The 26,537-nt window shown below is 58.9% G+C and carries 22 protein-coding genes and 3 pseudogenes; 16 read left to right on the top strand and 9 right to left on the bottom strand.

The features are described from left to right. Window positions 1-1,109: 1,109 nt before the first annotated feature. The gene (locus BN1800_RS41490) at window positions 1,110-1,271 is read right to left on the bottom strand and encodes a hypothetical protein (protein WP_179213858.1); all 162 of its coding nucleotides are present in this window, start codon (window positions 1,269-1,271) and stop codon (window positions 1,110-1,112) included. On the opposite strand from BN1800_RS41490, the gene cax reads away from it, so the two are divergent. Together cax and BN1800_RS22240 are read left to right on the top strand one after the other, a co-directional pair. Then, complete coding sequence (gene cax / locus BN1800_RS22245) at window positions 1,272-2,366, top strand: calcium/proton exchanger (protein WP_087001125.1); 1,095 nt, start codon at window positions 1,272-1,274, stop codon at window positions 2,364-2,366. It abuts the gene before it with no gap. A gap of 213 nt (window positions 2,367-2,579) precedes the next feature. After that, window positions 2,580-2,891, top strand: a complete 312-nt coding sequence (locus tag BN1800_RS22240) for a potassium channel family protein (RefSeq protein ID WP_179213857.1) — start codon at window positions 2,580-2,582, stop codon at window positions 2,889-2,891. Window positions 2,892-3,313: 422 nt separating this feature from the next. On the opposite strand, the gene BN1800_RS22235 is transcribed toward BN1800_RS22240, so the two are convergent. From BN1800_RS22235 to BN1800_RS22220, 4 genes and pseudogenes are all read right to left on the bottom strand, one after another. Beyond that, on the bottom strand, window positions 3,314-4,471 hold the full coding sequence (locus tag BN1800_RS22235; protein ID WP_087001123.1) for an AI-2E family transporter: 1,158 nt from the start codon (window positions 4,469-4,471) through the stop codon (window positions 3,314-3,316). Between the two features lie 40 nt (window positions 4,472-4,511). Continuing rightward, on the bottom strand, window positions 4,512-5,348 hold the full coding sequence (ppk2, locus tag BN1800_RS22230; RefSeq protein ID WP_087001146.1) for a polyphosphate kinase 2: 837 nt from the start codon (window positions 5,346-5,348) through the stop codon (window positions 4,512-4,514). Between the two features lie 32 nt (window positions 5,349-5,380). Next, window positions 5,381-7,069: a SulP family inorganic anion transporter gene (locus BN1800_RS22225; protein ID WP_027511502.1), complete on the bottom strand. Its 1,689-nt coding sequence runs from the start codon at window positions 7,067-7,069 to the stop codon at window positions 5,381-5,383. A 123-nt stretch (window positions 7,070-7,192) separates the two neighbouring features. Beyond that, window positions 7,193-7,384: pseudogene (locus BN1800_RS22220) on the bottom strand (DUF3302 domain-containing protein); the annotation flags it as partial. Between the two features lie 326 nt (window positions 7,385-7,710). On the opposite strand from BN1800_RS22220, the gene BN1800_RS22215 reads away from it, so the two are divergent. From BN1800_RS22215 to BN1800_RS22205, 3 genes are read left to right on the top strand one after another with little or no spacing between them, the layout of a single operon-like run. Continuing rightward, window positions 7,711-8,025, top strand: a complete 315-nt coding sequence (locus tag BN1800_RS22215) for a hypothetical protein (protein ID WP_087001122.1) — start codon at window positions 7,711-7,713, stop codon at window positions 8,023-8,025. Window positions 8,026-8,072: 47 nt separating this feature from the next. Continuing rightward, the gene (locus tag BN1800_RS22210) at window positions 8,073-9,500 is read left to right on the top strand and encodes a DUF3300 domain-containing protein (RefSeq protein ID WP_087001120.1); all 1,428 of its coding nucleotides are present in this window, start codon (window positions 8,073-8,075) and stop codon (window positions 9,498-9,500) included. 33 nt (window positions 9,501-9,533) lie between these two features. Beyond that, entirely contained in the window at window positions 9,534-10,469 is a 936-nt protein-coding gene (locus tag BN1800_RS22205) for a DUF2950 family protein (RefSeq protein ID WP_087001118.1), read from the top strand. Here the strand turns inward: BN1800_RS22205 and BN1800_RS22200 are convergent. The 3 genes and pseudogenes from BN1800_RS22200 to BN1800_RS41485 all read right to left on the bottom strand — a co-directional run bounded on the left by BN1800_RS22200 (window position 10,432) and on the right by BN1800_RS41485 (window position 12,155). Beyond that, window positions 10,432-10,975 (bottom strand): annotated as a pseudogene (locus BN1800_RS22200) (CYTH domain-containing protein). The gene BN1800_RS22205 and the pseudogene BN1800_RS22200 overlap by 38 nt on opposite strands. Window positions 10,976-11,028: 53 nt before the next feature. Then, a complete protein-coding gene (locus BN1800_RS22195) occupies window positions 11,029-11,493 on the bottom strand; it encodes a hypothetical protein (RefSeq protein ID WP_027511497.1) in 465 nt (154 codons plus the stop codon). 509 nt (window positions 11,494-12,002) lie between these two features. Next, complete coding sequence (locus tag BN1800_RS41485) at window positions 12,003-12,155, bottom strand: hypothetical protein (protein WP_179213856.1); 153 nt, start codon at window positions 12,153-12,155, stop codon at window positions 12,003-12,005. Between the two features lie 93 nt (window positions 12,156-12,248). On the opposite strand from BN1800_RS41485, the gene BN1800_RS22190 reads away from it, so the two are divergent. The 8 genes and pseudogenes from BN1800_RS22190 to BN1800_RS22155 form a co-directional block, all read left to right on the top strand. Continuing rightward, entirely contained in the window at window positions 12,249-13,886 is a 1,638-nt protein-coding gene (locus BN1800_RS22190) for a TIGR04028 family ABC transporter substrate-binding protein (RefSeq protein ID WP_087001116.1), read from the top strand. 55 nt (window positions 13,887-13,941) lie between these two features. Continuing rightward, a complete protein-coding gene (locus BN1800_RS22185) occupies window positions 13,942-14,886 on the top strand; it encodes an ABC transporter permease (protein WP_087001114.1) in 945 nt (314 codons plus the stop codon). Beyond that, complete coding sequence (locus BN1800_RS22180; protein ID WP_087001113.1) at window positions 14,883-15,800, top strand: ABC transporter permease; 918 nt, start codon at window positions 14,883-14,885, stop codon at window positions 15,798-15,800. The genes BN1800_RS22185 and BN1800_RS22180 overlap by 4 nt, the downstream gene beginning before the upstream one ends. Next, a complete protein-coding gene (locus tag BN1800_RS22175) occupies window positions 15,797-17,497 on the top strand; it encodes a dipeptide ABC transporter ATP-binding protein (protein WP_087001111.1) in 1,701 nt (566 codons plus the stop codon). The genes BN1800_RS22180 and BN1800_RS22175 overlap by 4 nt, the downstream gene beginning before the upstream one ends. Continuing rightward, window positions 17,494-18,543, top strand: coding sequence for a putative FMN-dependent luciferase-like monooxygenase (locus tag BN1800_RS22170; protein ID WP_087001109.1), 1,050 nt, complete (start codon window positions 17,494-17,496; stop codon window positions 18,541-18,543). The genes BN1800_RS22175 and BN1800_RS22170 overlap by 4 nt, the downstream gene beginning before the upstream one ends. 31 nt (window positions 18,544-18,574) lie before the next feature. Further along, the gene (locus BN1800_RS22165; protein ID WP_027511491.1) at window positions 18,575-19,207 is read left to right on the top strand and encodes a CMD domain protein; all 633 of its coding nucleotides are present in this window, start codon (window positions 18,575-18,577) and stop codon (window positions 19,205-19,207) included. Between the two features lie 12 nt (window positions 19,208-19,219). Continuing rightward, window positions 19,220-19,831 carry an alkylhydroperoxidase domain protein gene (locus BN1800_RS22160; RefSeq protein ID WP_027511490.1) on the top strand — a complete coding sequence of 204 codons (612 nt, stop codon included), beginning with the start codon at window positions 19,220-19,222 and terminating at the stop codon, window positions 19,829-19,831. Window positions 19,832-19,844: 13 nt separating this feature from the next. After that, window positions 19,845-20,127 (top strand): annotated as a pseudogene (locus BN1800_RS22155) (polyphosphate kinase 2); the annotation flags it as partial. Between the two features lie 104 nt (window positions 20,128-20,231). Here BN1800_RS22155 and BN1800_RS22150 read toward each other — a convergent pair. Then, the gene (locus BN1800_RS22150) at window positions 20,232-20,849 is read right to left on the bottom strand and encodes a TetR/AcrR family transcriptional regulator (protein WP_087001107.1); all 618 of its coding nucleotides are present in this window, start codon (window positions 20,847-20,849) and stop codon (window positions 20,232-20,234) included. Window positions 20,850-20,972: 123 nt separating this feature from the next. On the opposite strand from BN1800_RS22150, the gene BN1800_RS22145 reads away from it, so the two are divergent. From BN1800_RS22145 to BN1800_RS22135, 3 genes are read left to right on the top strand one after another with little or no spacing between them, the layout of a single operon-like run. Next, on the top strand, window positions 20,973-22,049 hold the full coding sequence (locus tag BN1800_RS22145; RefSeq protein WP_087001105.1) for an efflux RND transporter periplasmic adaptor subunit: 1,077 nt from the start codon (window positions 20,973-20,975) through the stop codon (window positions 22,047-22,049). Continuing rightward, window positions 22,046-23,131 carry an efflux RND transporter periplasmic adaptor subunit gene (locus BN1800_RS22140; RefSeq protein WP_027511487.1) on the top strand — a complete coding sequence of 362 codons (1,086 nt, stop codon included), beginning with the start codon at window positions 22,046-22,048 and terminating at the stop codon, window positions 23,129-23,131. The genes BN1800_RS22145 and BN1800_RS22140 overlap by 4 nt, the downstream gene beginning before the upstream one ends. Continuing rightward, a complete protein-coding gene (locus BN1800_RS22135) occupies window positions 23,128-26,199 on the top strand; it encodes an efflux RND transporter permease subunit (protein WP_087001103.1) in 3,072 nt (1,023 codons plus the stop codon). The genes BN1800_RS22140 and BN1800_RS22135 overlap by 4 nt, the downstream gene beginning before the upstream one ends. Window positions 26,200-26,537 lie beyond the last annotated feature (338 nt).

Genomic DNA, 26,537 nt, shown 5'->3' with positions numbered 1-26,537 from the left:
GGAACCTTCGGCCTCGCTCCGTCGAATGAAATTCCCCGCTTGAAAAGACCCGTTCAAGTTGCTGGCAGACTTCTTCTGCCGTTGGTCCAGGGCTGCTGAAACGGTTGACCTCTGCGCTGTTCATGATCGCCCCCCAAGCAGGATCATGCCCATTATTTAAGGCATTTCTAACTTATAATATCTTAGAGCTATGAGTGGTAGCAAAAATTGAATTTGATCCGCCTGATGAAGGCAGGCTGCGGGTTCGGGACGAGGCCGCCATATTCGCGAGCGGATGTACGATCCCGTACGAGGCTATGATCATCCGCCTGAGTTCCGCAAGATTGCGTGTGCTCCCATCTTGGCCATCACATTTGTTGAGGTGTCTTTCGCACCTTCCTCTTTGACAATCGTCAAAAACGTCGGAAGCGTCTCTCCGCTCTTTGTCATCGCTATTCCTGCGCGCACCGAGCCGTCATAGGCTCAACGTCCTTCCAGTCGTACGCACCGCTTGCCAGACGAAACTGCCACGGCCGATCAACTCGTCCTCGTCATAACAAATAACCAAACAACGCGCTGCCGTCCTGTTGCAGGTCGAGATTCTATAGCCGCCGTTGAGGAAGAACACAGCGTCCGGCATGAGGTCATAGACTTCTCACAGTCGCACTCAAAAAGGCGGATCCGCGCCTGGCTAAAAGCGGCATCTCCGTCTCAAACGACATCAATGATCCATCGCCCCGGAGTTCAATTGCCGGTCATCGTTGACCCTCTATGACATTATCATCTTTGGACGTATGATCAGTGTGGCATCGCGTAACATCTTTTGGAGATAGCATCGTGCCGACACCGAGCGCCGGCGCCCAAGGTGGGATACTCCTTCGCGGATTGGATCGGTCTTGTGTCCGTTGATCCGGCTCAATGACGCCGCCTCATTGTTCGGCTAATCTAGAAGTGAAGGGATGCATCATCTTCCGAGGGTGTAGGCGCGATCAGGAAGTTGGCCCCGGTTGTTGGAACTGCGGTTGCTGCTGCGATAGCTCAGGAGTGTCGCAAGGAACACCGAGGGATGAATTGGTTTGAAAACTTGCCGAAAGCTGTGCGGACATTTCATACCAACCGATTTTCGGTCGTCAGGTACCCTGGTAGTGCAGAGCAGGTCGAGGCAATCCGAGCTTCAGCTCGATCGGACAAGTGGCATTGAGCGCGCGCTGGAAGAGGTCATCGCTGTCCGCAATCACTGCATTGGCGGGACGAAGACCCATCCGGCTGGGTGACCGAACGGGAGTGCGCAATTGAACCTCCTTTTGAAAGAGATTCGCGACAGCCCAATGCTATGGTTACTGGCCGCTGTGCCGGTGGTGTTCGCTGCTGCGATACTCGTCCCCGAAGCTCACACGGCGCTCTTCATCCTGTCGGTGCTCGCCATTGTGCCGTTGGCTGGGTTGCTAAGTCACGCTACCGAATCCGTTGCCGCCAAGACGGGTGACGCCGCCGGCGGGCTGCTCAATGCCACCTTGGGAAATCTAACCGAACTGGTCATCGCGCTGGCTGCCCTGCGCGCCGGGGAGTACACGTTGGTGAAGGCATCCATCGCCGGCGCGATCGTCACCAACACGCTGTTCATGTTGGGGGCGTCGTTTCTGCTTGGCGGGCTCAAATATCACTTCCAGGAGTTCAACCGAGCCAGCGCACGTCTTCAATCGGGCCTGCTTTTTTTGGCCACAATCGCCCTGCTGATGCCTTCGGCGGTTGCCGGAGCGGACTCGACATCAGCTGCTGCAGCAGCCCAAAAACTCAGCCTTGGCTTGGCCGTTCTGCTCATGGCCGGATACGGACTGGGCCTGCTGTTCACGCTCAGGACACATCGTGAGATTTTCGCCGGAGCGGATCATACCCAAACAGGCGAAGTGCCGTGGCCGATCAGCCTGGCCCTGGCCACACTTGCCGGTGTCACCGTGCTCGTGGCGCTGGTGAGTGAGATTTTCGTCGAGTCCGTGCAAAAGGCAGCCCAAGCGTTCGGAATGACCCCTGCCTTTGTCGGTTTCATCGTCGTCGCACTGGTTGGCGGCGCCGCCGAAATGGCCTCGGCGTTTTCCGCTGCACGCAAGAACCGACTCGACTTGAGCGTGGGTATCGCACTGGGGAGCGCTTCCCAGATCGCGTTGTTCGTCGCACCCGTCCTGGTCTTGTTGAGTTACCTGATCGGCCCGTCGCCGATGGACCTGCAGTTCTGGCCGGGTGCTGTGGTGATGGTGCTCCTTGCGACCGTCACCGCGATGTTCGTCACCAACAGCGGGCGGTCGGCATGGTTTGTCGGCGTATTGGCGTTGATGGTTTATATGATCTTCGCCATGACGCTGTATGTCTTGCCCCCGGCGATGCGGTGAAACCGATCTGCGATAAAGTCTCGCGTCCCAGGGGCAAGGGCCATCACTTGCAGTAAGGAGGAGCGGACGGATGCATGAGCGCCTGTTGGCGGTTGGATAAGGATCCCGAGATGTTTCCGGTCTCACCCTTCACGGCTCTCCTGACGATGAACCTCAGAAAGGTCGAAAGTCGTGCCGACAGAAACAGGCAGCGAGCCGCGCCTCCCGAAGCAAATGAGGCGCCTATTCTTCATCGCGCTCGTCCAGCAGCTTCGTGTGATCTGGCCAATCCTGTCCGGAATCATTTCGGTAATGGTTGGATCCGGGCTTGCAATTTGGCGCATAGAGAATTGGCGGATCGATGAAGCCCTCTACTTTACCTTCGTAACAGGACTCACCATCGGCTATGGCGACTTTACGCCCAAACATGTCGCGGCGAGGGTGCTGGCATTGGTGATCGGTTTTGCGGGAATTGTGCTGACTGGCATCGTTGCAGCTGTCACGGTGAAGGCTTTGAACGCGACCGACCGGGACAGCGCGGAATAGAGACATCAGCGGGAATTTGGGACGCCTTGGGGACGATCTCTCTTGCATATCGGACTTCCGCCGGGCTTATTCGGGGAATATGGGCGAATCGCTCACCATTCTTTGCGGCAGTTCCTGATCATCGGGACAGAGGGCCGCCTTGGCCTAACAGGGCTCATAGCGTTGCCACTTACGGCGTCATCGACGGATTGATCCAAGCGAGAACAATTGATGATCAATGTTACCAATTAAAAGCACATCGCACTGCCTCCCGGCGGCCATGGCCGAACGTCCCATTGAGAAAATATATTGATGCAGACCTCAGATGGAACGATCTGTCGTTCCAACGATTTCGTATCACTTGCAAGAACAAGCACTTGGGAGTGGAAGATAGTTCCCTTGGAGGATAGAAATATTTCGTCTTCCGATGAGATGACACGAGTTTATTGTGTCTTCGTACGATCCGGCTCGCCGGTCACGCTTATGTCCCGGGCACTTCTCGGTCCGCTTGATGCCTCTGAGGGCCAGACCCAGGCTCTCAGCAGTTCATAGAAGACGCTGAGAACGACCGGCCCCAAAAACAGCCCCAGCAGGCCGTATGACAGGGTGCCCCCTATCACGCCAATCAGTATTACCGGCATTGGGGTCGAGAGGCCTCTCGCCATCAAGATCGGCTTCAATATGTTGTCGACGATCATGATGGGGACCGCCACGACGGTAAAGGCAAATGCGATCAAAGCCGGCCAGGAGAGCCACGCCCAAACGACAACGGGCATGAGTACGAGCGCAGGCCCAAGCTGCATCACGCAGAGGACAAACACCAGAAAAGTTAAGGCTCCGCTTGCCGGAACGCCAAAGAAGGCAAAGCACAGCCCGCATAACAGCGCCTGCAGGAAGGCGACGCCTATGACCCCCCGTGAGACATTTCGCACGGTCGTTCCGGCCAGACGCGCAAAGCCGACGCCCTTGTCGCCAGCGATCCGGCTTGCAAGTATCTGTATTGCCACAGCCAGGCGCGCCGACATGGTGAGAAAGATGCCGGAGAGAATGATCGAGGCGATGAAGCTCAACACGCCGCCGCCGATCGAAGCAAACTTTGTGATAACGACGCCCATGACCTCACGAATTGGCGCTTGAAACTTTATGATGGTCGACGCCAGATTGCTTGCGAGCTGGTTCCATGCGCCATAGATTCGTTCACCGACAATCGGCCATTCGCGAATGGTTGCCGGCGCTGCTGGCAACGCAAAGTTTTCGGTTCGCAATTTTCCGACGAGCGCCTGTAACGCGTCGACAAAGTTGACGGCAACGAGTGCCAGCGGTGCGATAATCAAAACGAGACAGGCCACGACAATGACAGTCGCGGCAATCACGGGCCTGTTTCCGAACAGCCTCGAAAGTGCCTCGAACATGGGAAAGAGCGCCACCGCAAGGATGGCTGACCAGACGGCGATCAGCGCGAAAGGAGCGATGAGAAGCAGGGTCCAATAGGCAAAGAGCCCGATGATGCCCAGTCTGACGAGGTCGCTTACTCTTGCCTCTATTGAAATTTGCCTCGCTTCGGCGGCTTGCGCCGTCGCATCTGTTGCTGACGGTTCCATCGTCGCATCCCATCCTCGGCCGTCCCAGCCGACGCCATTTTCACGAGGTCGTGTCGGGCACGACGTGCCGAATGCTGTGATCCTCGATGAAGCCCGACGGGCGCTTCTGGCGCTTTCCAAGGTCGGGCGCGTCGAACTTCACGCGCTCATAGGGAATGGATTGCAGGATGTGCGAGATGCAGTTCACCCTCGCGCGCTCCTTGTCGTCGGACGGGACAATCCACCACGGCGCGTGGTTGCTGTCGGTCATCCGCAACATCTCGTCATAAGCGCGGGTGTAGTCCCACCAGCGCTGGTAGGACTCGACATCCATCGGGCTGAGTTTCCACTGCCTGACCGGGTCATCGATGCGGCGCTTGAAGCGACGGTCTTGTTCCTCCTCGCTGACGGTCAGGAAATACTTCAGCAGAATGACGCCGCTTTCCACGATTGCGGCCTCGAAGCGGGGTGCCAGTTCAAGGAAGCGTTGGGCCTTTTTATCGCTGGTGAAGCCCATCACACGGTCAACTCCCGCTCGGTTGTACCAACTGCGGTCGAAGATCACGACCTCGCCCGCCGCAGGCAAGTGCGCAATGTACCGCTGCATAAAGATCTGCGACTTTTCACGATCGGTGGGAGCGGGCAAGGCGATGACGCGAAAGACGCGTGGGCTGACCTTCTCCGTTATCCGCTTGATCATGCCGCCCTTCCCGGCGGCGTCACGCCCTTCGAATATAATGACGATCCTAGCGCCCGATTTCTTTACCCATGCCTGCAGATGCGCCAGTTCGACCTGCAGCCGTTTGATCTCCTTGTTGTAGTTCCACAATTTCCGATTCTTGTTCTTTCCTTTGCGTTCGGTTGGTGTCTCTTGCTGCGGCTCATATACTTCGTTCATCGCTTCCTCCATTGTCTTCATGTCACCCACATTCACTGCCGTGCGGAATTGCCTATGAGCGTCCGCAGCGCTTCTTCTCTGCCATTGAAAAGGTTGTGAGCGCCGATCGCCTTGATGACGCCGGCACGGTCGAGAATGCCCCTGCTTTCCTCGCTCAGGTCGGCAATCGCGAAGATGATGTCCCGCTTCGCAAGGTCCCCGGCCACCGTGTCGAGCGCTGCAGCGCCGGTGCTGTCGATATGCGTTATGGCGCTGGCATCGAGAACAAGGCACCTGGTTCCGGCGGCGAGCTCTTTCGCAACCTGAATCAGCCGCATGCGCACATAATCGGCGTTGTAGAATAGGATGCTGCCCTGGATCGCGAAGACTGCCGCGCCTTCGACCGGACGAGCTTCCGGGAAGCGGGCGAGGTCGAAGAAACCGTGCCGTCCTTCGATGTGGCCAAGAAGGCCGTCGCGCGGAAACATCGTTTTGCGCAACAAATAGACGAGGGTTGCGGCAACGGCGACGATCACACCGTTGAGAACGCCGAAACTGATTGCGCCCCACATGGCGATCAGCGCAAAGACGAATTCCATGCGGCTGATGCGCCAGATCTTCTTGAGTTCGTGAACGTCGATGAGGCTGATGGCCGCCGTTGCAAGTATGGCGGCGAGCGCAGGGATAGGAAGTATCCGCAGGGCGCTATGAAGAAAAACAAGTGCTGCAATCAGCGTGGCGGCCGAAACCAGCCCTGCGGCTTGTGAGACGCCACCTGTCGACAGATTGATGGCGGTTCGGGAATCCGACACGCTGACCGGAAAGGAGCCGAAGAGTCCCGGCGCGATGTTGGAAGCGCCAAGGCCGATCAGCTCCTGATTTGCATCAACCTCTTCGCCGGTGCGCGACCCAAAGCTTCGCGCAGCTACGATCCCGGCGCCAAAGCTCACGAGAAAGATCGCAGCCGAACCAAGTACGATCTTGTCGAGAGGCATCGTGTAAAGTGCCGGCAAGGAGAGCGTCGGCAACCCGCTCGGGATGTCGCCTACGACGGCGATGCCGTGCCGTTGGAAGTCGAAGAGCGCCGAGAGTATGACGGAGATCACGACGACGAGAACAGGGCCTGGGATTTTGAGGTTGATTGCCTTGATGATCCAAAGCAGTGCAAACATCGACAGGCCGAAGAGGAGCGACGGCCAGTGGATGGAGGCGCTCTTTCCGAGGATCTCGACGAGTGGCGGAATCAGCCCATCCGACTCGATCTTCACCCCAGTGAAGCGACCGATCTGCCCGACGAGGATCGAGAGCGACACCCCTGCGAAGAACCCAACGAGGATCGGACGGGATAGAAAGCTTGCCAGGACTCCGAGCTTCAGCAGTCTCGCAGCGATGCAGAAGACACCGACGCCGAGGGCCAGGGCCGATGCGATGGCAACCCGATCGACGCCGGCGGCAGCGGGCTCGGCTGCGATGATGACGCCCATAGCAGCAGCAAGCACGGTCATAGTGGCGGCGTCGGGACCGACGACCAAGAGCCGGGAAGGACCGAAGATCGCGTAGGCGATCGGAGCAACGATGCTTGCATAAATTCCGGTTTCCGGCGGCAGACCGGCAATCGCCGGGTAGGCGATGGCGCTCGGCAAGCCGACCGCGGCAATCGACAGCCCGGCCGGAATATCACTGCGGAGCCAATCTCGATTGAAACCAGCCAAGCCCCGCAACAACGGAAGACTGCCTATCACTGCTTGCTCCTTATCACTTTGTCCTTGGCTCCTGTTTCCCTCCGTCGCATCGACGACGCTCGAAGGGACCGGCGTCTTACTTCAGTGTTCGAGAAACACGTAGTTCATCCAACTGCTCATGCGCAGAAAAAGGAACGGCCAAATGGCATGGAGCGTGAAAAGGCTGACCCATCCCGCGACATGTATCGCGTCCTGATGAGGATGGTTTCGCGCCTTGGCCATCAGATGCGGAATGTCGTGGATCGCGATCACCGCGTAGGACAAGGTGACGACGGCGAAGACCAGCACGCCCAAGCCAAAATAGTCGAGAAACACGGCCCCTCCTTTTCGGCTTGGCCCAGCCGAGCCGTTCGGTCGCTATCGACCGTCGACCATAAATATTAGACCCGCTTTGGTCCAAAGGCCCGTAGCATCGTGTAACCTCTATCGATGCGATCAAGGCGGATCGCTGCTGCAGGATGACCACGAATGGCCGCTGCGGCCGACTTGCTTAGGGATGCGGGATTTGTTCAGCACGCCGAACCGGTTTTGCCCGTCGGGAAGCCTGGCCAACGTATAATCGCGTAAGTTACGCCTCCGCCCTCTGCAGCTAGTATATAGTGTGCCGATCTGCTTAACGCGCTTCGATGGCGGAGGCGGGGATGACTCCGGGAAACAGCAACTCGACCCATTTGTCGATTCTCGAGACGGCCGAGACACATTTCCCTGACCAAAAGAGGCTGGTGCAGCGGCTCTTTTATGTGAATGAAGCATTTCACAGCATGTGCGAGGACCTGGCTGCCGCAGAGGAGGCCTTGGCGCATGCCGAACACCTGCCGGACGGCCTGCGGGAAGCGCGGCGGCAAGAATATGCCGCCCTGGTCGATGCCCTTTTGTTGGAAATGAGAGAGGCGCTCGCCCAGTCGAAGATCGTGATGCTCAGGCGACCACCGAACACCAGACCAAACTCTCCGTGAGGCACGCATCATAGCAGCTGGTTTGATTGATAGGAGACCGATGCGCGATGAAAGCAATTTCCCGCAGACTGCTCGGCGGACTCTCCGCCCTCGCAATCATATCGCTGCATCCAGGCCCCCTGGCGTACTCGCAGGCACCAACACCGACACCAAAACCAAAACCCGCGTCCGCGCAGACTGTCGAGGCCGGGGCGGAAACCGACCTGCTTTCCGAGGACGAGCTCGAGGTGCTTGTGGCCCGCATCGCCCTTTATCCGGATGAGTTGGTCGCCGCGATCTCGGCGGCGTCGCTGTTTCCGCTAGAAGTCGTGGAGGCAGCCCGCTTCCTGGAGGCCAAAAAGAAGGACGTCGATCTCAAGCCGAAAGACGATTGGGATGGCAGCGTCATCTCGCTTTTGAATTATCCCGATATCGTCAAGATGATGAGCGACGATCTCGATTGGACGCAGTCGCTTGCCAGTGCACTCACCAATCAGCAAAAGGACGTGCTTATTGCCATTCAGCAGCTTCGCGACGAGGCGGTGGCAAAGGACATCATCAAGACGGACGATAAGGTGACTGTTTTCACGGAGAACGAAAATATCGTCATAAGGCCGACCAATCCGGAGAAGGTTTACATCCCGCAATACCCCCCGGAAATGTTCTATGAACCGGGCTACGCGATCGAGCCGATCTCCTACTATCCCGATCCCTACGACAGCTACTACTATCCAGGCGCCGCATTCTTCGCTGGTGCGATAACCGGGGTCGCATGGGCCGCAATCGTTAACTGGGACGACTGGGGCGTGTGGGGCGGCGATTGGGGTGGTGACGTCGACATCGACTGCAACAACTGCTTCAACGATCGAAATTTCAATGGCAAGGTCAAGTGGAACGACGTCGACTGGACCAAAGTGGACCGAAGCAAGCTGAGTATCGGAAAGGATCAGATCGCCAATCTCGATCGTTCGGCGATCAAGTCCAGCCTCCAATCCGACAACCGCAACCAGATCAAGAACAAGGTTAGCAACCGCCAGGGCAACATCGGGCCAGGCACCGGAGGTATCAGCGCCCGTGCTGACGACATCCGCAAGCGCACGGCAGAAGGCCTGAAGGCAAATCCGAGATCGCAGGCGGGAAATGTCGCCGCCAATCGACCAGGCGCATCCCGTCCGGATGCTCGTCCAGGTAATGCGGCCAATCGCCCGGCCACTGCTGCGAACCGTCCATCAAAACCGGCCGCCAAGGCCAGCAAGAAGCCAAGCGCAAAGAAGATGGCGGCGCGACCGGACAATCGTTCGCGTCAGCCAAGCGCGCTCGGCAACGTGCAGTCCGGCCGCCGCGAAGCGGTTGCTTCCAAGCGAGGAGGGCAGAGCATGGGAGGCGGGCATCGCGGTGCGCCCCGCGTTGCCAATCGTCCGCCTCCGAGGATGCACGGCGGCGGCGGTGGCGGTGGGCGTGGCGGTGGTGGCCGCGGCGGCGGCGGCCGGCGGTAGGTTCCCAGCCTTTCAGATTACCGGAGACAAACCATGAGACTACAGTTGAGATTGATCCCGCTGCTGCTCGGAACGGCTCTCTCCGTGGCTTTCGCAGGCCCGTCCACGGCTCAGATGCAGACGAACCTTTCGGAGTTTGCGGCCGGAACCCCGCCATCGTTCGACGATCCATCGGCGGCGCTTCAGCGGTTCAAAACCGTGCTGAGCGACGACGATCTCGACGGTTTGGCAAAGCTCCTTGGCTTGGATGTTGCCAAGCTGCGGTCCAGCAATGAGGCGATGACCAGCTATGGTATCATCCGCGAAGGCGCTGCGCGGCAGTTGCGTCTTCAGGCTCTGGGAGATCGCCAGATCGTTCAGGTGGGAGATGTTTTGTGGCCGTTGCCCTTCCCCCTGTCGCAGGACAAGGATGGCAAGTGGGCATTCGATACTCAGGTCGGGTTACAGGAAATCGTCAACCGCCGCATCGGCGCGAATGAACTCGCAACAATCCAGACCATGCACGACTATGTCATAGCCCAGGGGGAATATGCATCCGAGGATCGGGACGGGGATGGCATTTACGAATATGCCCAGAGGTTGATCAGCAGCCCCGGCAAGGCCGACGGTCTGTACTGGGATCCGAGCGTGTATGGTGCAGAAAGCCCGGCAAGCGCTCTGGTCGAGACGGCCGCCTTCGATAGAGCCAAGCGAGGCGAGGGTTACTTTGGATATCGCTATCGCATCCTGACGGGACAAGGGGACAATGTGCTCGGCGGAAAACAAAGCTATATCGTCAACGGCCACATGACCACGGGCTTTGCGTTGCTTGCCTGGCCGGTCAAATATGGGGTGACCGGCGTGCAGACATTTATCATCAATGGGGTGAGCATCATCTACCAGCGCGACCTGGGGCCGCGGACGGAAGAGCGGGCCGCGGCGATCGAAGACTTCAATCCCGACTCCAACTGGACGATCGTGCGTGATTAGTTCCGATGCCCGTAGCCGCGTGCGTGAGTGCGGGGCTGGCGAACGAATGGGTGGCCATCGTTCGGTTGGAGAATCGCATGTCGCCTGTAACCTCCCGTCCGAGCCACCGGGGCAGGATGGGCTTGTCGTCCTCGGTAGACATTTCGATCTCTGCGATCGTCAGCCCCTTGATAGGCACCTCCGAAAACGTCGACCTCCCAGATTCTGCCCTTATGCGAAACGTCATATCGCCTCTTTTCGAGCACGCGTCCGTTCGCGTGGCGTAAAAGCTCCTGCGCTTCGGCAACAGGAATCTCGTATTCATATTCCTCTCTCTTGAGCCCACGCCCGCCAAATTTCACAGCCAGGCGAGCCGACAGGCCGTCGATAATGCGCACGCGCACCGTATTTTTGCTCCCGTGCGAGAGATACGCCTGCTGGAAAGCATGCGAAGCGATGGCGTCAGCACGCCATGTGTTGTTTCGGACAAGAAACTTTCGCTCGATTTCGATCGTCTTCACGACCATCCTCCCGCCCTGCGAGCATCAACCGAGCACCGAGCGACCGCCTGCTCGGGTCATCATTCGACGGGCGGCTGCCAGGTCAGGAAGAAGCCGACGTCGCCGGGGATGCCTCCCGGGAAATTGATGATCACAGCTTTGAGGCCGTAGCCCCGGGGCTTTGCGACTTCTTGAAAGAGATCGTAAAACTCCTTTGCCTTGCCTTGCAGGGTGTTCTGCCAACCGGGCAGGTTGTTGTTGATGCCTCGACCGCTGTCCGTGCAGAGACTGGACGGGAAGCTGAAGATCATCGCCTCGTATTTCCCGTCTGCGGCGGCTTTCATCACCAGGCGCTTGATGATGGTGCGTTCATTTTCACTGATTTGCTTGCGGAAAAAGTCCTCCAAGAACTCGGCATGCTTCTTTGCTTCACGAGCCTTGATCTTTTCGTCGCGCTCCATCTCCAGAAGCTGAAGTTCGAGGGCCCGTTTGCGCAGCTCTTCGGCGCTGGTCATCGGCTGAGGGGTCGTCTCGCTTGCAGTCATCGCCATGTCCTCCGAAATTTGAGGAGATGATAGGACGATTGAAGGCGCTAAGGCAGTAAAATACGCCTCCCCCGGGGTAGTATACGGTATGTTACGCTTGGCTTTCGGATTGCTCACGTTGCGCCCGTTTAACAGCCACCGTATCGGCCTATCCGGGGAAAGCTTGCGGCGAAATCAGCCCCGAAAATCTTGACTCAAGGCGACGTTAACTCAAAACAATCAAGACCCCGGGGGCGAGATCATCCCGGAATTCAGGGGGCGCAATCATCTCGGTACAAGGGGGCGGCTTCGTCGGAATCAGCAGTTGGAAGCACGTGCGTCTCGATCAGGAAACGGTGGGGCTGATCAAAGATGCCGATGATGTTTAGATTTGGACGGGCTATAGAGTGAATCCGCTTTGTGTGGTCGCTAGCGATCGTTTTACGCGGCCAATTTCGGTATTTCGCGCTCGACCAATCGCAGGAATCGTTGGTTGCGTGCCCCCAACCAACAAAACTTAAGCCCGTCGATCAGCCGGCGGTTGGTAACAGCGGACTGTTACCGATCTCGCCAAGGCAGCCTGCAAGGAGGCGCTGCGAGCGATCGTAGGCAAAATTTGCGTGCCGATAGGGCGTCGCCGTTTGCCGGATATTGCCGGTTTTCGTTGCTGCGTGGTTCTTCATTTCATCTCGAATGCGCAAAATAGAACACTAATTCTATGGATTATTAGACAGAAGCCATATCCTTCAGCCATATTTCATCTGAGGGAGATAAACATGGGCATCACACATTTTGGAGCAGCGACTTTAATTGGGGCATTGTCGCTTGCACTTTCTGCTTCTGCGGGTCTCGCGGAAGATGCGGCCAAACCGGTGAACGGCGGCACGCTGATCTATCTTGAGCAGCAGCCGCACACCAATCTTTATCCGCCGGCCGGAGGCTTTTATCCGAATGGTGGCGTGCTCAATCAGGTTACTGATAAATTGACCTATCAGAATCCGAAGACGCTCGAGATCGAGCCCTGGATCGCGGAATCCTGGACGGTCAACGATAATGCGACGGAATATACCTTCAAGCTCCGCAAAGGCGTGACATTCTCGGACGGGTCGCCGCTCGATGCAAATGCGGTTGCGAAGAACTACGACACCTTTGGTCTTGGCAATAAAGTGCTGAAGCAGCCGGTTTCGGAAGTCATCAACAATTACGACCATTCCGAAGTCATCGATCCGCTGACTGTAAAATTCTACTTCAAAAGACCGTCGCCGGGCTTTCTGCAGGGAACGTCGGTCATCGGCTCCGGCCTGGTTTCGCACAAGACGCTGACTCTACCCTTCGAACAGCTCGGTGATGCAACCAAGATCATTGGCTCGGGCCCCTTTGTCGTCGAAAGCGAAACGCTCGGCAAGGAGCTCTCGTTGAAGGCCCGCGAAGATTACAACTGGGGCCCAGCGAAGCTCGAACATCAAGGTCGCGCCTATCTTGATGGCATCAAATACGTCATTACCGGCGAGGACAGCGTGCGCATCGGCGCGCTGCTCTCTGGCCAGGCGGATTTCATCCGCCAAGTGCAGGCCTATGACGAAGAGCAGGTCGAAAGCCAGGGTTTCAAGATCTATGCGCCGCCCACACGCGGCGTGAACAACAGCGTTGTCTTTCGCCCGGACAATCCGTTTGTCGCCGATCTGCGCGTCCGCCAGGCGCTACTGCACGGCACGAATACGCAAGAGATCGTCTCGACGCTCTTTTCTGCCAACTACCCGCAGGCAAAGTCGATCATCGCTTCGACGGCGCAGGGTTATGTCGATCTGTCTGCCAAGCTCGCCTACGATCCTGCGGAAGCAGCAAAACTGCTCGATGATGCCGGCTGGAAGGTCGGTGCCAATGGCGCGCGCGCAAACGACGGCCGGCAGCTTGTCTTGACAGCCTATGAATCTCCGCCGCAGCCGCAGAACAAGGAAACGCTGCAACTGGTCGCGCAGCAATGGGCAAGACTTGGCGTGACGCTGAACGTCCTTGCAGGCGATGCTGGCAGCAAGACAGTCGATGATCTCGATCCGGAAAAGACGCCCGTTTCGCCGGCGATGGTCGGCCGCGCCGATCCCGACGTCATCAAGAGCCAATACTATCCGAAGAACCGCGACGTGCTTCGCCAGAAGGGCGGATTGAGCGACAAGGTGAAGTCCTTTGCAGACGGCAAGCTGAACGGTTTGCTTGAGCAGCTTTCTTCCGAACCCGATCGTGCAAAGCGCCTCGCGATCGCCGGCGAGGTTCAGACCTACGTGATCGACCAGGCCTATGCCATCCCGATCTTCGAAGAGCCGCAGGCCTTTGCCGGTGCACCTTACGTGCAGGGCATTACGTTCGAGGCGGTCGGCCGCCCGAGCTTCTACAGCGCTTGGCTTGCGGAGCACTGATGAGTTCGCAGCCCGGTAAGGCGCCGGGCTGCGCCCGCTGAGACGGAGTTTTGCCATGGCAAGATATGTTCTTTCACGCATAGGGCAGGCGCTTCTGGTGCTCTGGGCCGCCTTTACGATTTCCTTCGTGCTGCTGCAGGCAATGCCTGGTGACGCGGTGCTGATCAAGTTCCAAAGCCCCGAATATGGCCTCAGCCCGGAACAACTGGCCGACATCCGTGCGGCCTACGCGGCAGACGGGTCTCTGGCGTCACAATATCTCCAAACGATCGGCAATTTCTTGACCGGCAATTTCGGTTACTCGCTGCAGCGCGGTGTCGCCGTCAGCGCGCAGCTTGCCGCCAATCTGCCTTCGACCATCCGACTTGCAGGGTACGGCTTTGCCGCCGCTTTAATCCTCGCCCTCATTCTTGCGATCTTTTCCAACATTTCGGGCTTTGGCCGGCTGCATTCGTTCATCCATTCGGTCCCCTCGCTGTTTGTCTCCGTTCCCACCTTCTGGCTCGGCATCATGTTGATCCAGATATTCTCGTTCCGCCTCAAGCTCGTTCCGGTCATCAATCCCGGCCCATGGGAGGGACTGATCCTTCCCGTCCTGACCGTTGCCGTTCCGATTTCCGCGCCGATGGCGCAGATACTGCTTCGGAACGTCGATGAGGGCCTGGCGCGTCCCTTCGTGGCGGTTGTGCGCGCCAAGGGCGCATCGCATTCCTGGGTGTTGTGGCGCCATGTCGCCAAGAATGCATTGCTACCGGTGCTGACGGTCGCCGGTGTGCTTTTCGGCGAACTGCTTGCCGGTGCCGTCGTTACTGAAGCCGTCTTCGGCCTCAACGGGATCGGCGGCCTCGCCGAACAGGCGGTGAATTTCCAGGATGTCGCCGTCTTGCAGGCGATCGTCGTGATATCCGCCGCCGCCTTCGTCACCATAAACCTCGCGATCGACCTGCTCTATCCCGTGCTCGATCCGCGACTGCGAACCAAATTAGGGACCGTGCAATGACCCGTCTCGACAGTGCAGAACGGCACCTCAATATCGACAGTCCCAATCCGGTCGATTGGATCCCTGCAGCGCCCGCGGTCGATGAGGCGTCGCGGATCGCCGGAGGGAAAAGGCGCGGCGTCCGCGTCCAGCCGGGCCTTGCGCTTGCTGTTCTGAGCCTGGCTGTTGTGCTTCTATGGGCTGTCGCTCCGGCGCTTTTTACAGTCTATGACCCGATCCAGGGGCTTGCGGGTCAGCAGTTGAAGCCGCCTAGCGCGGCGCACTTGATTGGCACGGATTCACTCGGCCGAGATCTTTATGCGAGGCTCGTCTATGGCTCGGTTCACACGCTTTCCGGCGCACTTGCCGCCGTCGCGATCGGCTTTGCCATCGGCACCGCGCTCGGCCTTCTTGCGGGTTCCTCGGGCGGTTTGGTTGACGGCGTCATCATGCGTCTCATCGATGTGTTGCTCTCGATCCCGGCGCTATTGCTGTCGCTTAGCGTCATCATCCTTCTCGGCTTCGGCACGACAAACGCTGCCATCGCCGTCGGCGTGACGTCGATTGCAAGTTTTGCCCGCATCGTGCGCTCCGAGGTCGTGACGGTGCGCCGCAGCGAATACGTCGAGGCTGCCTTCGGCAGCGGCGGCACCTTCCTGAACGTACTGTGGCGCCACGTCCTTCCGAATTCGTTGACTTCAGTCATCGCGTTTGCGGCGCTGCAGGTCGGATCGGCCATCCTGCAACTTGCGACACTTGGTTTTCTTGGCTACGGCGCGCCACCGCCGACGCCGGAATGGGGCCTGCTGATTGCCGAAGGCCGCAACCATATCGCAACCGCATGGTGGCTGACGGCTGCACCCGGCATCGCCGTCGTGCTCGTCGTGCTCGCGGTAAACCGGATCAGCCAGGCAATCGGAAAGGTGCAGAGATGACGATCCAACCAGTCAATCGCCCGAACGGCGCGACCCAGCCCTCCGCAGTCCTCGAAGTATCGGGGCTGACAGTGTCCTACAGCGATCGAAACGGAGCGCATACTGCGGTGCGTGGGATCGATTTCCGCGTCGATCCGGGCGAGGTCGTGGCGCTTGTCGGCGAGTCGGGGTCGGGGAAGAGCTCGACGGCGCAGGCAATCATCGGCCTTCTTCCGGAAAACGGTCGCCTCGAGAAAGGCAGCATCCGGCTGAACCGGCAAGAGATTGCCGGCTGGCCTGAGAAGCGGTTGGACGGCATTCGCGGTTCGGTCGTCAGCCTGATACCGCAGGATCCGGGCAACGCGCTCAATCCGGTCAAGACGATCGGCAAACAGGTGGCGGAGATTTTCGCAATCCACCACGAGGCTTCCGGCCCGGTCGCCTATGCTCAGGCAATCGAACTACTTGGGCGCGTCGGCCTCTATCAGCCGACGTTGCGCGCCCAGCAGTATCCGCACGAGCTCTCCGGCGGCATGAAGCAGCGTGTGCTGATCGCGATCGCAATTGCATTGAGACCCTCGCTGATTATCGCCGACGAGCCGACGAGCGCGCTCGATGTGACGGTCCAAAAGCATATTCTCGATCTCATCGACGACCTGCGCCGTGAATACGGGACGGCGCTACTTTTGGTGACGCACGACCTCGGAGTTGCCGCCGACCGGGCCGACAAGCTGGTCGTGCTGCAGCATGGCCGCATTCAGGAACAAGGCCGTACCGGCGATATCCTGAGGGCGCCGCAAAGTGCATATACGCGACAGCTTCTTGCCGACGCGCCGTCCCTCAATGCCGGTCGACGGCGCGTGCCAGCCGCTGCCGGAGCACCAGCCACAGAGTCGGACGATATCATCGTTGTCGAAAATCTGATTCAGGATTTCGGCCTCGGCGGACAGAATGACCACTTTCGCGCCGTTGACGACGTCTCGTTCCGGGTTCGGCGCGGCACGACGCATGCGCTCGTCGGTGAATCGGGGTCCGGCAAGACAACGACAATCCGCACCGTCGCGGCCTTCCAGAAGCCGACGGCTGGAAAGGTGATCGTCGACGGGCTCGACCTTGCTTCGCTGCGCGGCGAAACGCTCAGGTTGTTCCGCAAGAGGATCCAGCTCGTCTATCAGAACCCGTTCGGTTCACTTGATCCGCGCCAGACCATTGCCCGGATTGTTGAAGAACCGCTGCTGAATTTCGACGCAATTCCGCGCGCTGAGAGGGCCGAGCGGGTCGCAAGCACAATCGACAGGGTCGGGCTCGCGCTCGATATGCTGCAACGCAGGCCTCATGCGCTTTCCGGCGGACAGCGGCAGCGCGTTGCGATCGCCCGGTCGCTGGTTCTTGATCCGCAGATCCTGGTTCTCGACGAGGCGGTTTCTGCACTCGACGTCACCGTGCAAGCGCAGATCCTGGCATTGCTCGACAAACTGCAGCGGGAGCTTGGGCTGACCTATCTTTTCGTCTCCCATGATCTCGCCGTGGTCCGGCAGATCGCTGACACTGTGTCGGTGCTGAAGGATGGCAAGCTCGTCGACAGCGGACCGGTGGAGGATGTCTTCGGTCATCCACAGAGCGCCTACACACGAGAACTGATCGATGCCATTCCCGGAAAGAAATATCCGCCGATCCCCAGGCGGCCGTCATTGACCGATGCAGGAACGAATCCATGACATATCCCGTCCAGCCGAAGCGCCTCGGCTTTTTCAGTCGCGTACTCGACCAGACCGATCCAGCCACCCGCTACCGGCTGGTCGCCGAGCAGATCATCCATGCGGAAAAGTTCGGATTCGATAGCGCCTGGATTGCCCAGCACCACTTCGATGGCGAAGAAGGGGGACTTCCTTCGCCCCTTGTCTTCCTTGCCGAACTTGCGGCCAGAACATCGCGCATCCGGCTCGGGACAGGCGTGATCACGCTTCCGATGGAGAATGCCGTTCGTGTTGCGGAGGACACGGCGGTTCTCGATATCCTTTCGAATGGCCGCCTTGAAATCGGTTTCGGCACGGGCGGAACGCCTGCAGCCTTTCTGCCGTTCGGTCTGCAAAGTGCCGATCGCGCCGCAGTGTACGCAGAGAGCTTGAAAACGGTGCGCGATGCCTGGGCCGGTCGCGAGCTGGAAGGCGGCAACCGCCTCTATCCGGATGCGCCACACATGCTCGACCGCATCTGGCAGGCGACCTTTTCCGTTGGCGGCGGCGAGCGTGCCGGGCGCGACGGAGATGGTCTGATGCTCTCGCGTACGCAGCCGCGTCAGCCCGAGGCGCCGCATTCAGAGCTTTGGGAGCTACAGAATCCGATCATAGATACCTATCTCGAAGCGCTTCCCGACGGCCGCGAACCGCGCATTCTCGGCTCCCGCAGTCTCTTTGTCGCCGATGACAGGAAAGAGGCGCTGCATTTTGCCGATCTCGGGCTCAGGCGCAGCGTCGAGCGCTTCATCGCAAGCGGCCATAAAATCACGGGTACGACGACAGAAGACCTCATCAACGCTTTCGACGTACATGTCGGCACACCGGACGACGTGATTGCGTCTCTGAAGGCCGATACCGCGCTCTCGCGGGTGACCGATCTCGTTTTCCAGGTGCATTCGGTCGACCCACCACATGAGCACATTCTGCGTTCGTTGGAACTGACCGCAACAATCGTGGCGCCTGCGCTTGGCTGGATGCGCCAAGCGCCGCTTCACCAGGAACGGCGGCTTGCAGCCACCGCCTGACATTTCGGCTATCCAGGAAAGGGTAACGACCATGACCTCCTCGACACCTGACGTCATCGATCTTCTGGCTGGCATCCACACCGGATCCTTCGTCGATCGCATTCGCGCGGAACGGCCGGAAACCCGCGCAAATGCGCAGAAGAGCTATCTCGCACTTTTCGAACCGGTACAGGAAGTAGACTTCTTGCGGGTGGAACGGCTTGCCGTTGCGGCCTTCGTTGCCGGATTGCACGATGCAAGAGCGGTGGCGGAATTCTACACGGCCGGCATCATTGAGACGACGGGCGGCGCTTCTCTTGCCGCAGCCGTCAGAGCAGAGGTCGAGAAGGGGCGCACACATGGCCCCTACGGCAAGTATCTCGCGGGACCCCTGTCGGTTGAAGACAAGTCGGGCCTGATCTTCGAGGTTTCCGATTTCGGCCGTGTCGCTCTCGGGACCAGGCTTTCCGCCGCGTTGGACCACAGCCACTTGCTCGTCTTCCGGCCACGAGAGGCCTCTCCGGCTGCCTTGCAGAAACTGCTGGATGCCGGATGGAACACGACGGCGATCGTCACGCTCTCGCAGATCGTCGCCTTCCTTGCATTCCAGATCCGTGTGGTCAGAGGGCTTTCGGCGCTGTCCAAGGCGGGCGAGGGGACACTTGCTTCAGCAGCAGCCGAATAAGGTGAAGATGACATGACGGAGACTGCAATCCATCCTGAGTTCGAAAACCGCCCCACCGCCTTCACACAGGCCGAGATCGGCTGGACACCCTGGCTGGCGCCTCTCGCAGAAGCGGAACTGACCGACCGGCATTGGGCCGGGCTTGTCGATCCATCGCGCGCCAGGTCGGCTTACTTCATGCTGCTTGCACGCGATCCGGAGATTCTAGAGGCTCGCACGAAGACCGACAAGGACATCTTCTACAACACGACGGCCGGTCTGCCGCGTGCCGATAGGGAGCTCACGGCAACGGCTGCGTCGCGGGTGAACGGCTGCATTTTCTGCGCCTCGGTCCATTCCCGTTTCGCGTCGCATTATTCCAAGCGTACCAGCGATGTTCAGCGCCTCCTCGACCAAGGAACGCATACCGACCTCGGCAGCCGCAGGTGGAATGCAATCGTTGAGGCCTCGGTAGCTTTGACGGCGACACCATCTGCCTTCGACGAAGAAGAAGTCACCCGGCTGCGGTCCGAAGGCCTGAACGATCTGGAAATTGCCGACACGATCCATGGTGCCGCCTTCTTCAATTGGGCCAATCGGTTGATGCTCTCGCTCGGCGAGCCAACACCTGCGGCTGCATTCTGATGGTGCTGTACCGATCCACGATCCCCTGAAGCAGTGGAAGCTGTCGCCGATGGACCTGCAATCGCGCGTACGCTGGGAAGCCCTAGACCGAGGCCAAGGAAAACCTTCGCCTGCACGAACATCCGTGAGGCGCCCTGGTACATCGTCGAGGCAATCAACTGCATCGATCACCTGCTCACGCGGGTTCCTACGAAGACGTACCGCACGACGACATCACGTTTCCCGAGCGGGTGTTCAATCCCAATTACGAACGCAAGGTCCTTCCGCCGGAGCTCTATGCGCCGTCGAAATACTGACGCTGCTCCTGGCCGCGTTGGAAGCGTCAACCAAGACTGTCCTGAGTGCTGAAATGAGACGCAATCGCAGCTGCCTACCCTTTAATTTTGGGCACATGAAGCAGTCAAGGTATCAAACCGTGCAAAATCAGATCGACATGTGCTTCCAGGTAAGTCGTCTTATCCAAAATTCGTCGGTCACCAAAGATGAGCTTGAAGACCAGCATGGCGATAGCAGGAGCCGCTACCGCGTCAGCGAATGCGGCTGGCGCCGGCCGGAACTCCCCGTGTTTCACGCCCTCATCGATGAGGGACTGCAAATGCGCGTTGAGCGGGTCGATGAACTCTTGGTGGTGCCGGTCAACGACTTGGGGAAAGCGTGATCCTTCCGCGATGACGAACCTCATCAACTCCCGCAGTCTGCGGTTCTCGACAAGGCGGTCGTAGACTAGCGCTATAAACCCTTCGAGTCGCTCCGCACAGGTTCCGGTCAGTTCGTGGGCGCTAGCCAAGAGATCTTCGAAGGGCACCGAGATGTGCCGGATCATCGCTTCAAAAAGCTGCTCTTTGGTTTCGAAATAAACATAGATCGTCCCCTTCGTTACCCCAACCCTTTCGGCAATATCCTCGACGCGTGTCGCCACGTAGCCGCGCTCCACGAACTCTTCAAAGGCCGCATCGAGAATCTGTGCAGGGCGGCGAGCTTTCTGCTCCGCACGCGTCAGTTTCTTCGTATCAGGCATGTCTCACCTTGAGCGCTCCTTATCATTCCGTGGCTCGCCGCCAGGACAATTTCTGCCGAGTTCTATTGACTAATAGGTCAGTCAATAATATCGAATGCGCCAACTGATGCAAGAGGTCAATTCATGAGAACTATCCTTGTTGCCGCTTTGCTGGCCATGGGCGCAGTCGCGCTTTCATCGTGCGAGAAGCAGGCCACGAATGAGGTGAAGTCCAAGAGGGTCGAGACCGTCGTGGTGAAGACCGCGCCTGTCGCAGAAGTCAACTTCATTACCGGCGAGATAAACGCTCGCGTGCAGAGTGACCTGTCCTTCAGGGTCAGTGGACGGATCGTCGAGCGTCTGGTCGATGTCGGTGCGCCCGTAAAGGCAGGGCAGGTGCTTGCGCGCATCGACGCTCAAGAGCAGAGGGCCGATCTGGATGTCGCCACGGCGAACCTGCAGTCAGTCCAAGCCCAGCAGACACAAGCCCAGCTGGCATTCGACCGGCAGCGGAATCTTTTCAAGGCGCAAGTCACGACCCGCGCAGCACTTGATCAAGCCCAGGAGGCGCTGCTGACTGCCCAAGGAAGCGTCGAATCGGCGCAAGCCCAGCTCGACACAGCGCGAGACGCTTTCTCGTACACGGAATTGCGCGCCGATGCCGACGGCGTGATCACGGCGCGAAACGCCGAGATCGGCCAGGTCGCGCAGGCCGCGCAACGGATCTTCACGCTTGCCCATGAAGGACCGCGTGACGCGGTCTTCAACGTCTTTGAATCCCTCTATCTCGGACGAAAGCTTGAGAACAATGTCACGGTCGGCCTGCTTTCGAGTTCATCCCAGAAAATAGATGCGGCCGTACGCGAAATCTCGCCGACCATCGATGCGTCGACGGGAACAATCAGGGTGAAGGTGGGTCTCGAAGGGGCGCCGAACATGCAGCTTGGCGCTCCGGTCGTCGGCTCCTTCCGTTCCATCGCACAGGACACAATCGAATTGCCGTGGTCGGCAATGACCTCGAAGGATGGCCATCCGGCCGTCTGGATCGTGGACCCGTCGTCGTCCAGCGTGTCCATCCGGCCGGTCGATGTTTCCAGCTATGGGACCGGCCGGTTCGCCGTGCGCGCGGGCGTGTCGCCAGGTGAAATCGTCGTATCCGATGGCACCAAATTCCTACGGCCCAACGAGGTCGTCTCATATGACAAGGAAGCCGCGAAATGAGTATCCGAGTGACACCCGGCCTGCTGCTCCTTGGGCCGTTGCTGCTGTCGTCTTGCCAGAAGCAGGATGAAGCGCGTGAGGAGCCGCCCCGCCCCGTTCTTTCCGTTGTCGCCAAATCAACAGCCGCTTTGTCCCTGAGCCTGCCAGGCACGGTCGAGGCCAAGATCGAGACCGAGCTTGGATTTCGCGTCCTCGGGCGGGTGATAGCCCGCAAGGTCAGCGTCGGCGACATCGTCAAGAAAGGTGACGTCGTTGCCGCCATTGATCCGCTGGCTCTGGAGCTTGCGCTCAGAAGCGCGCAGTCCGAGCTCTCCAATGCGCAGGCGCAACTGACAAATGCCGTCTCCACGGAAGAGCGCCAGCGGAGTTTGACTGAAACGAGATCCGGAAGCGAGGCCGCTTTCGAAGAGGCTCAACTGGGACAGCGGAGTGCGGTTGCTGCCGTTGCAAAAGCGCAGGCCAATCTGGACAAGGCCAAAGAACAACTAAGCTACGCGCAGCTTCGCGCAGAATTCGATGGCGTTGTGACGGCCACCTCTGCGGAGGTGGGCCAAGTTGTCGCCGCAGGCCAGAGCATCGCCACCATTGCCCGCCCCGATCAGCGGGATGCGGTCATCGATATACCGGATGCGAGCTTCGACGGCCTCAAAGTGGGGTCACCCTTTGAGGTCTCCCTCCAGTTAGACCCAACCATTCGCGCGAGCGGCGTCGTGAGAGAAATCGCACCCGAAGCCGAGACGACGACCCGTACCCGCCGCACGAGAATAACGCTCGTCAATCCGCCCGCGGCGTTTCGCTTGGGCTCGGTCGTGACGGCTACTGCGACCATCGTGGCCCAGCCACTGATCCTGCTGCCATCGTCCGCGGTGCTGATGAAAGACGGGAAACCGAACGTCTGGGTCGTCGATACCGCAGCCAGCAAGGTCTCCATTCGGGCGATCGCGATGGACGGAGATATTGCCGAGGGAGGCGCCGTTCGCATCGCTGAGGGAGTCAATCCGGGCGAACGCATCGTCGTCGCTGGTGTTCACAAGCTTACTGACGGCCAGGCTGTCAGGGTGGATCAAGGGGAAAACCCGTGAAAAAATTCAATCTTTCCGACTGGGCGCTCGAGCACCGTTCGCTCGTCTGGTACTTCATGATCGTCTTCATTCTTGCCGGCGCGTTTTCCTACATCGGTCTCGGTCGTGAAGAAGACCCGGCGTTTACCATCAAGACTATGATCATCCAAGCGCAATGGCCTGGTGCATCCGCCGAGGAAGTGACCAAGCAGGTCACCGACCGCATCGAGAAGAAGCTCGAAGAGCTGGAGTCGCTTGACTACACCCGCAGTCAGACGGTTGCCGGCCGGACAACGATTTTCGTTGAACTCTTGCCGACCACGAAGGCCAGGGATGTCAACCCAACCTGGGTGCGCGTCCGCAACATGATCGACGACATCAAGGGAGATTTCCCGAGCGGCGTCGTGGGGCCGTTTTTCAACGACCGCTTCGGCGACGTTTTCGGCAATATCTACGCCTTCACCAGCGACGGGCTCACGCAGCGCCAGCTTCGCGACCTTGTCGAGGACGCCCGCGCAAAAGTCTTGACCGTTCAAAATGTCGGTAAGGTGGACATTATCGGTGCGCAAGACGAAGCGATCTATCTTGAATTTTCGACCCGAAAGATTGCGGCCCTTGGTATCGACCAGCAATCGGTTATCGAGACGCTGGAGGCGCAGAACGCCGTCACTCAGTCGGGCTTCGTTGACGCCGGCCCCGAGCGTATCGCTTTGCGTGTGGGCGGTCAGTTTACGTCGGAGGAAAGCCTCAGGTCGATCAATCTGCGTGTCAACGACCGGTTCTTTCCGCTGACCGATGTTGCCACAATTAAACGCGGCTATATTGATCCTCCGTCGTCGCTGTTCAGGTATAACGGTCAGCCCGCAATCGGTCTCGCCATTGGCATGAAGACCGGCGCAAATCTGCTGGAATTCGGCAAGGCACTCGACCAGCAGATGGATCGCGTCGTGACCGATCTGCCGATCGGTGTGGATGTTCAACGCGTTTCCGATCAGCCGCAAGTCGTGGACGAAGCAGTGTCGGGCTTCACGCGCGCCCTGTTCGAGGCGATTGTCATTGTTCTTGCGATCAGTTTTATCAGCCTGGGCGTTCGCGCGGGTCTGGTTGTCGCGATCTCGATCCCGCTTGTGCTGGCGATCACGTTCCTCGTAATGGCCTATTCGGGCATTTCGCTGCAGCGTATTTCGCTCGGCGCGCTGATCATTGCGCTTGGCCTTCTCGTTGACGATGCGATGATTGCCGTCGAGATGATGGTCGCCCGGCTGGAGGCAGGAGACGATCTGAAAAAAGCTGCAACACATGTCTACACGTCTACGGCCTTCCCGATGCTCACGGGCACGCTCGTAACGGTCGCCGGCTTCATTCCCATAGGCTTGAACAACAGTGCCGCGGGCGAATTCACCTTCACGCTTTTCGTGGTGATTGCCGTCTCGCTCGTAGTTTCGTGGATCGTCGCTGTGTTGTTCACGCCACTTTTGGGCGTGAGCATCCTTCCGAAGACAATGAAGTCGCATCATGATCAGAAAGGCCGGCTGGCGAGAACTTTTTCCTGGCTATTGACCCTTTCGATGCGGTGGCGCTGGATCACGATCGGCGCGACAGTCGTGGCCTTCGCGCTCTCCATCGGTGGAATGAGCCTGGTGCAGCAACAGTTCTTTCCGTCCTCGGACAGACCCGAACTGATCGTCGATTGGAATCTGCCGCACAACAGTTCGATCTCCGAGACGAACAGGCAGATGGCCAAGTTCGAGCAGGAGATGCTCGCGAACAACAAGGATATCGAGCACTGGACGAGTTATGTCGGACAAGGTGCTCCCCGCTTCATCCTGTCCTTTGATGTTCAGACGCCCGACGTGTCTTTCGGGCAGACCATTATCGTGACCAAGGGGCTTGATGTTCGCGACAAGGTCAAAAGCGAACTGCAGGATTATCTGACGAAAACCTTCCCCGGAACTGATGCGTTCGTAAAGCTCCTCGACATCGGGCCTCCGGTCGGCAAGCCTGTGCAATATCGCATTAGCGGGCCGGATATCCAGAAGGTTCGGGATATCGCGCAGCAATTTGCCGGCATCGTCGGCGAGCATCCGCTACTCTCCAACATGACCTTTGACTGGAATGAGCCGTCTCGTGTCGTGAAGGTCGATGTTCTGCAGGACAAAGCGCGGCAACTGGGCGTCTCGTCGCAAGACATTGCAACAACCCTTAACGGGATCGTGGAGGGATCGTCGGCCACGCAGATCAGGGACAACATCTATCTCATCGATGTGATCGGCAGGGCCCAAACCTCGGAGCGCGGCTCCATCGAGACACTGCAGAACCTTCAGCTGCCTGGCTCAAATGGCAAATCGGTACCGCTCTCGGCGGTTGCCAATTTCCGCTACGAGCTGGAGCAGCCGACGATCTGGCGTCGCACGCGCACGCCGACAATCACCATCAAGGCTGCCGTCGTCGGGCCGACACAGCCCGCGACCATCGTCAACGAACTACAACCCAAAGTCGACGCGTTCCGCAAGGGCCTTCCAGCCGGCTACAGCATCGCCAACGGTGGTTCCGTCGAGGAAAGCGCAAAGGCGCAAGGGCCGATCGCTGCGGTCGCGCCGCTGATGCTATTTGCCATGGCGACGATCCTCATGATCCAGTTGCAAAGCTTCAGCAGGCTGTTCCTGGTGTTCGCAGTGGCTCCGACGGCGCTTATCGGTGTGGTTGTAGCGTTGCTCTTCAGTAACGCGCCTATGGGATTTGTCGCAATCCTTGGTGTGCTTGCGCTGATAGGGATTCTGATCCGGAACTCTGTCATCCTGGTCGTGCAGATCGAACAGCTTCGGAGCGAAGGCGTAGCGCCATGGCGCGCCGTCGTCGAGGCGACTGAGCACCGGATGCGTCCGATCATGCTGACGGCGGCCGCCGCGACTCTCGCGCTCATTCCAATCTCCCGGGAAGTCTTCTGGGGTCCCATGGCCTATGCCATGATGGGGGGCATCGTTGTCGGTACCGCACTGACGCTTCTTTTCCTTCCGGCACTCTATGTGGCGTGGTTCCGGATACCGAAGGAGGAGAATCTGGAGCAGCGGCAACCCGCACATCCCTAGCATTCGGGGCCACCCGTGTCACGTGCGGCGAGTTCGTCGATCAGTCTGGCTCGGGCGGGAAAGCATCGTTTCACGAAAGCGACGTCGTATCCCATGTATGCCTCCCCAATACCCTTTACCGCATGACGGACTTGCCGTCGGCATCGCATGATGCCCCAACGTTTCGGTTTTGGGGTGTAAGTTACAGCAACACCGAGTTAGCGCCTTTCGGCGCGACGCCTTTTCCCGATGCGAGACACACCGCCCTAACCTCCCCACACAGAGCATACGAGATGTTACGGGTGTCCGACGCCGAGCGCGCGTAGGCTCACGACGTCACGTCAAAACGCCGACCCCTT

Source organism: Rhizobium sullae (assembly GCF_900169785.1).
In the GTDB taxonomy this organism is placed as follows: domain Bacteria; phylum Pseudomonadota; class Alphaproteobacteria; order Rhizobiales; family Rhizobiaceae; genus Rhizobium; species Rhizobium sullae.
This window is presented reverse-complemented; position numbering and strand designations above follow the sequence as displayed.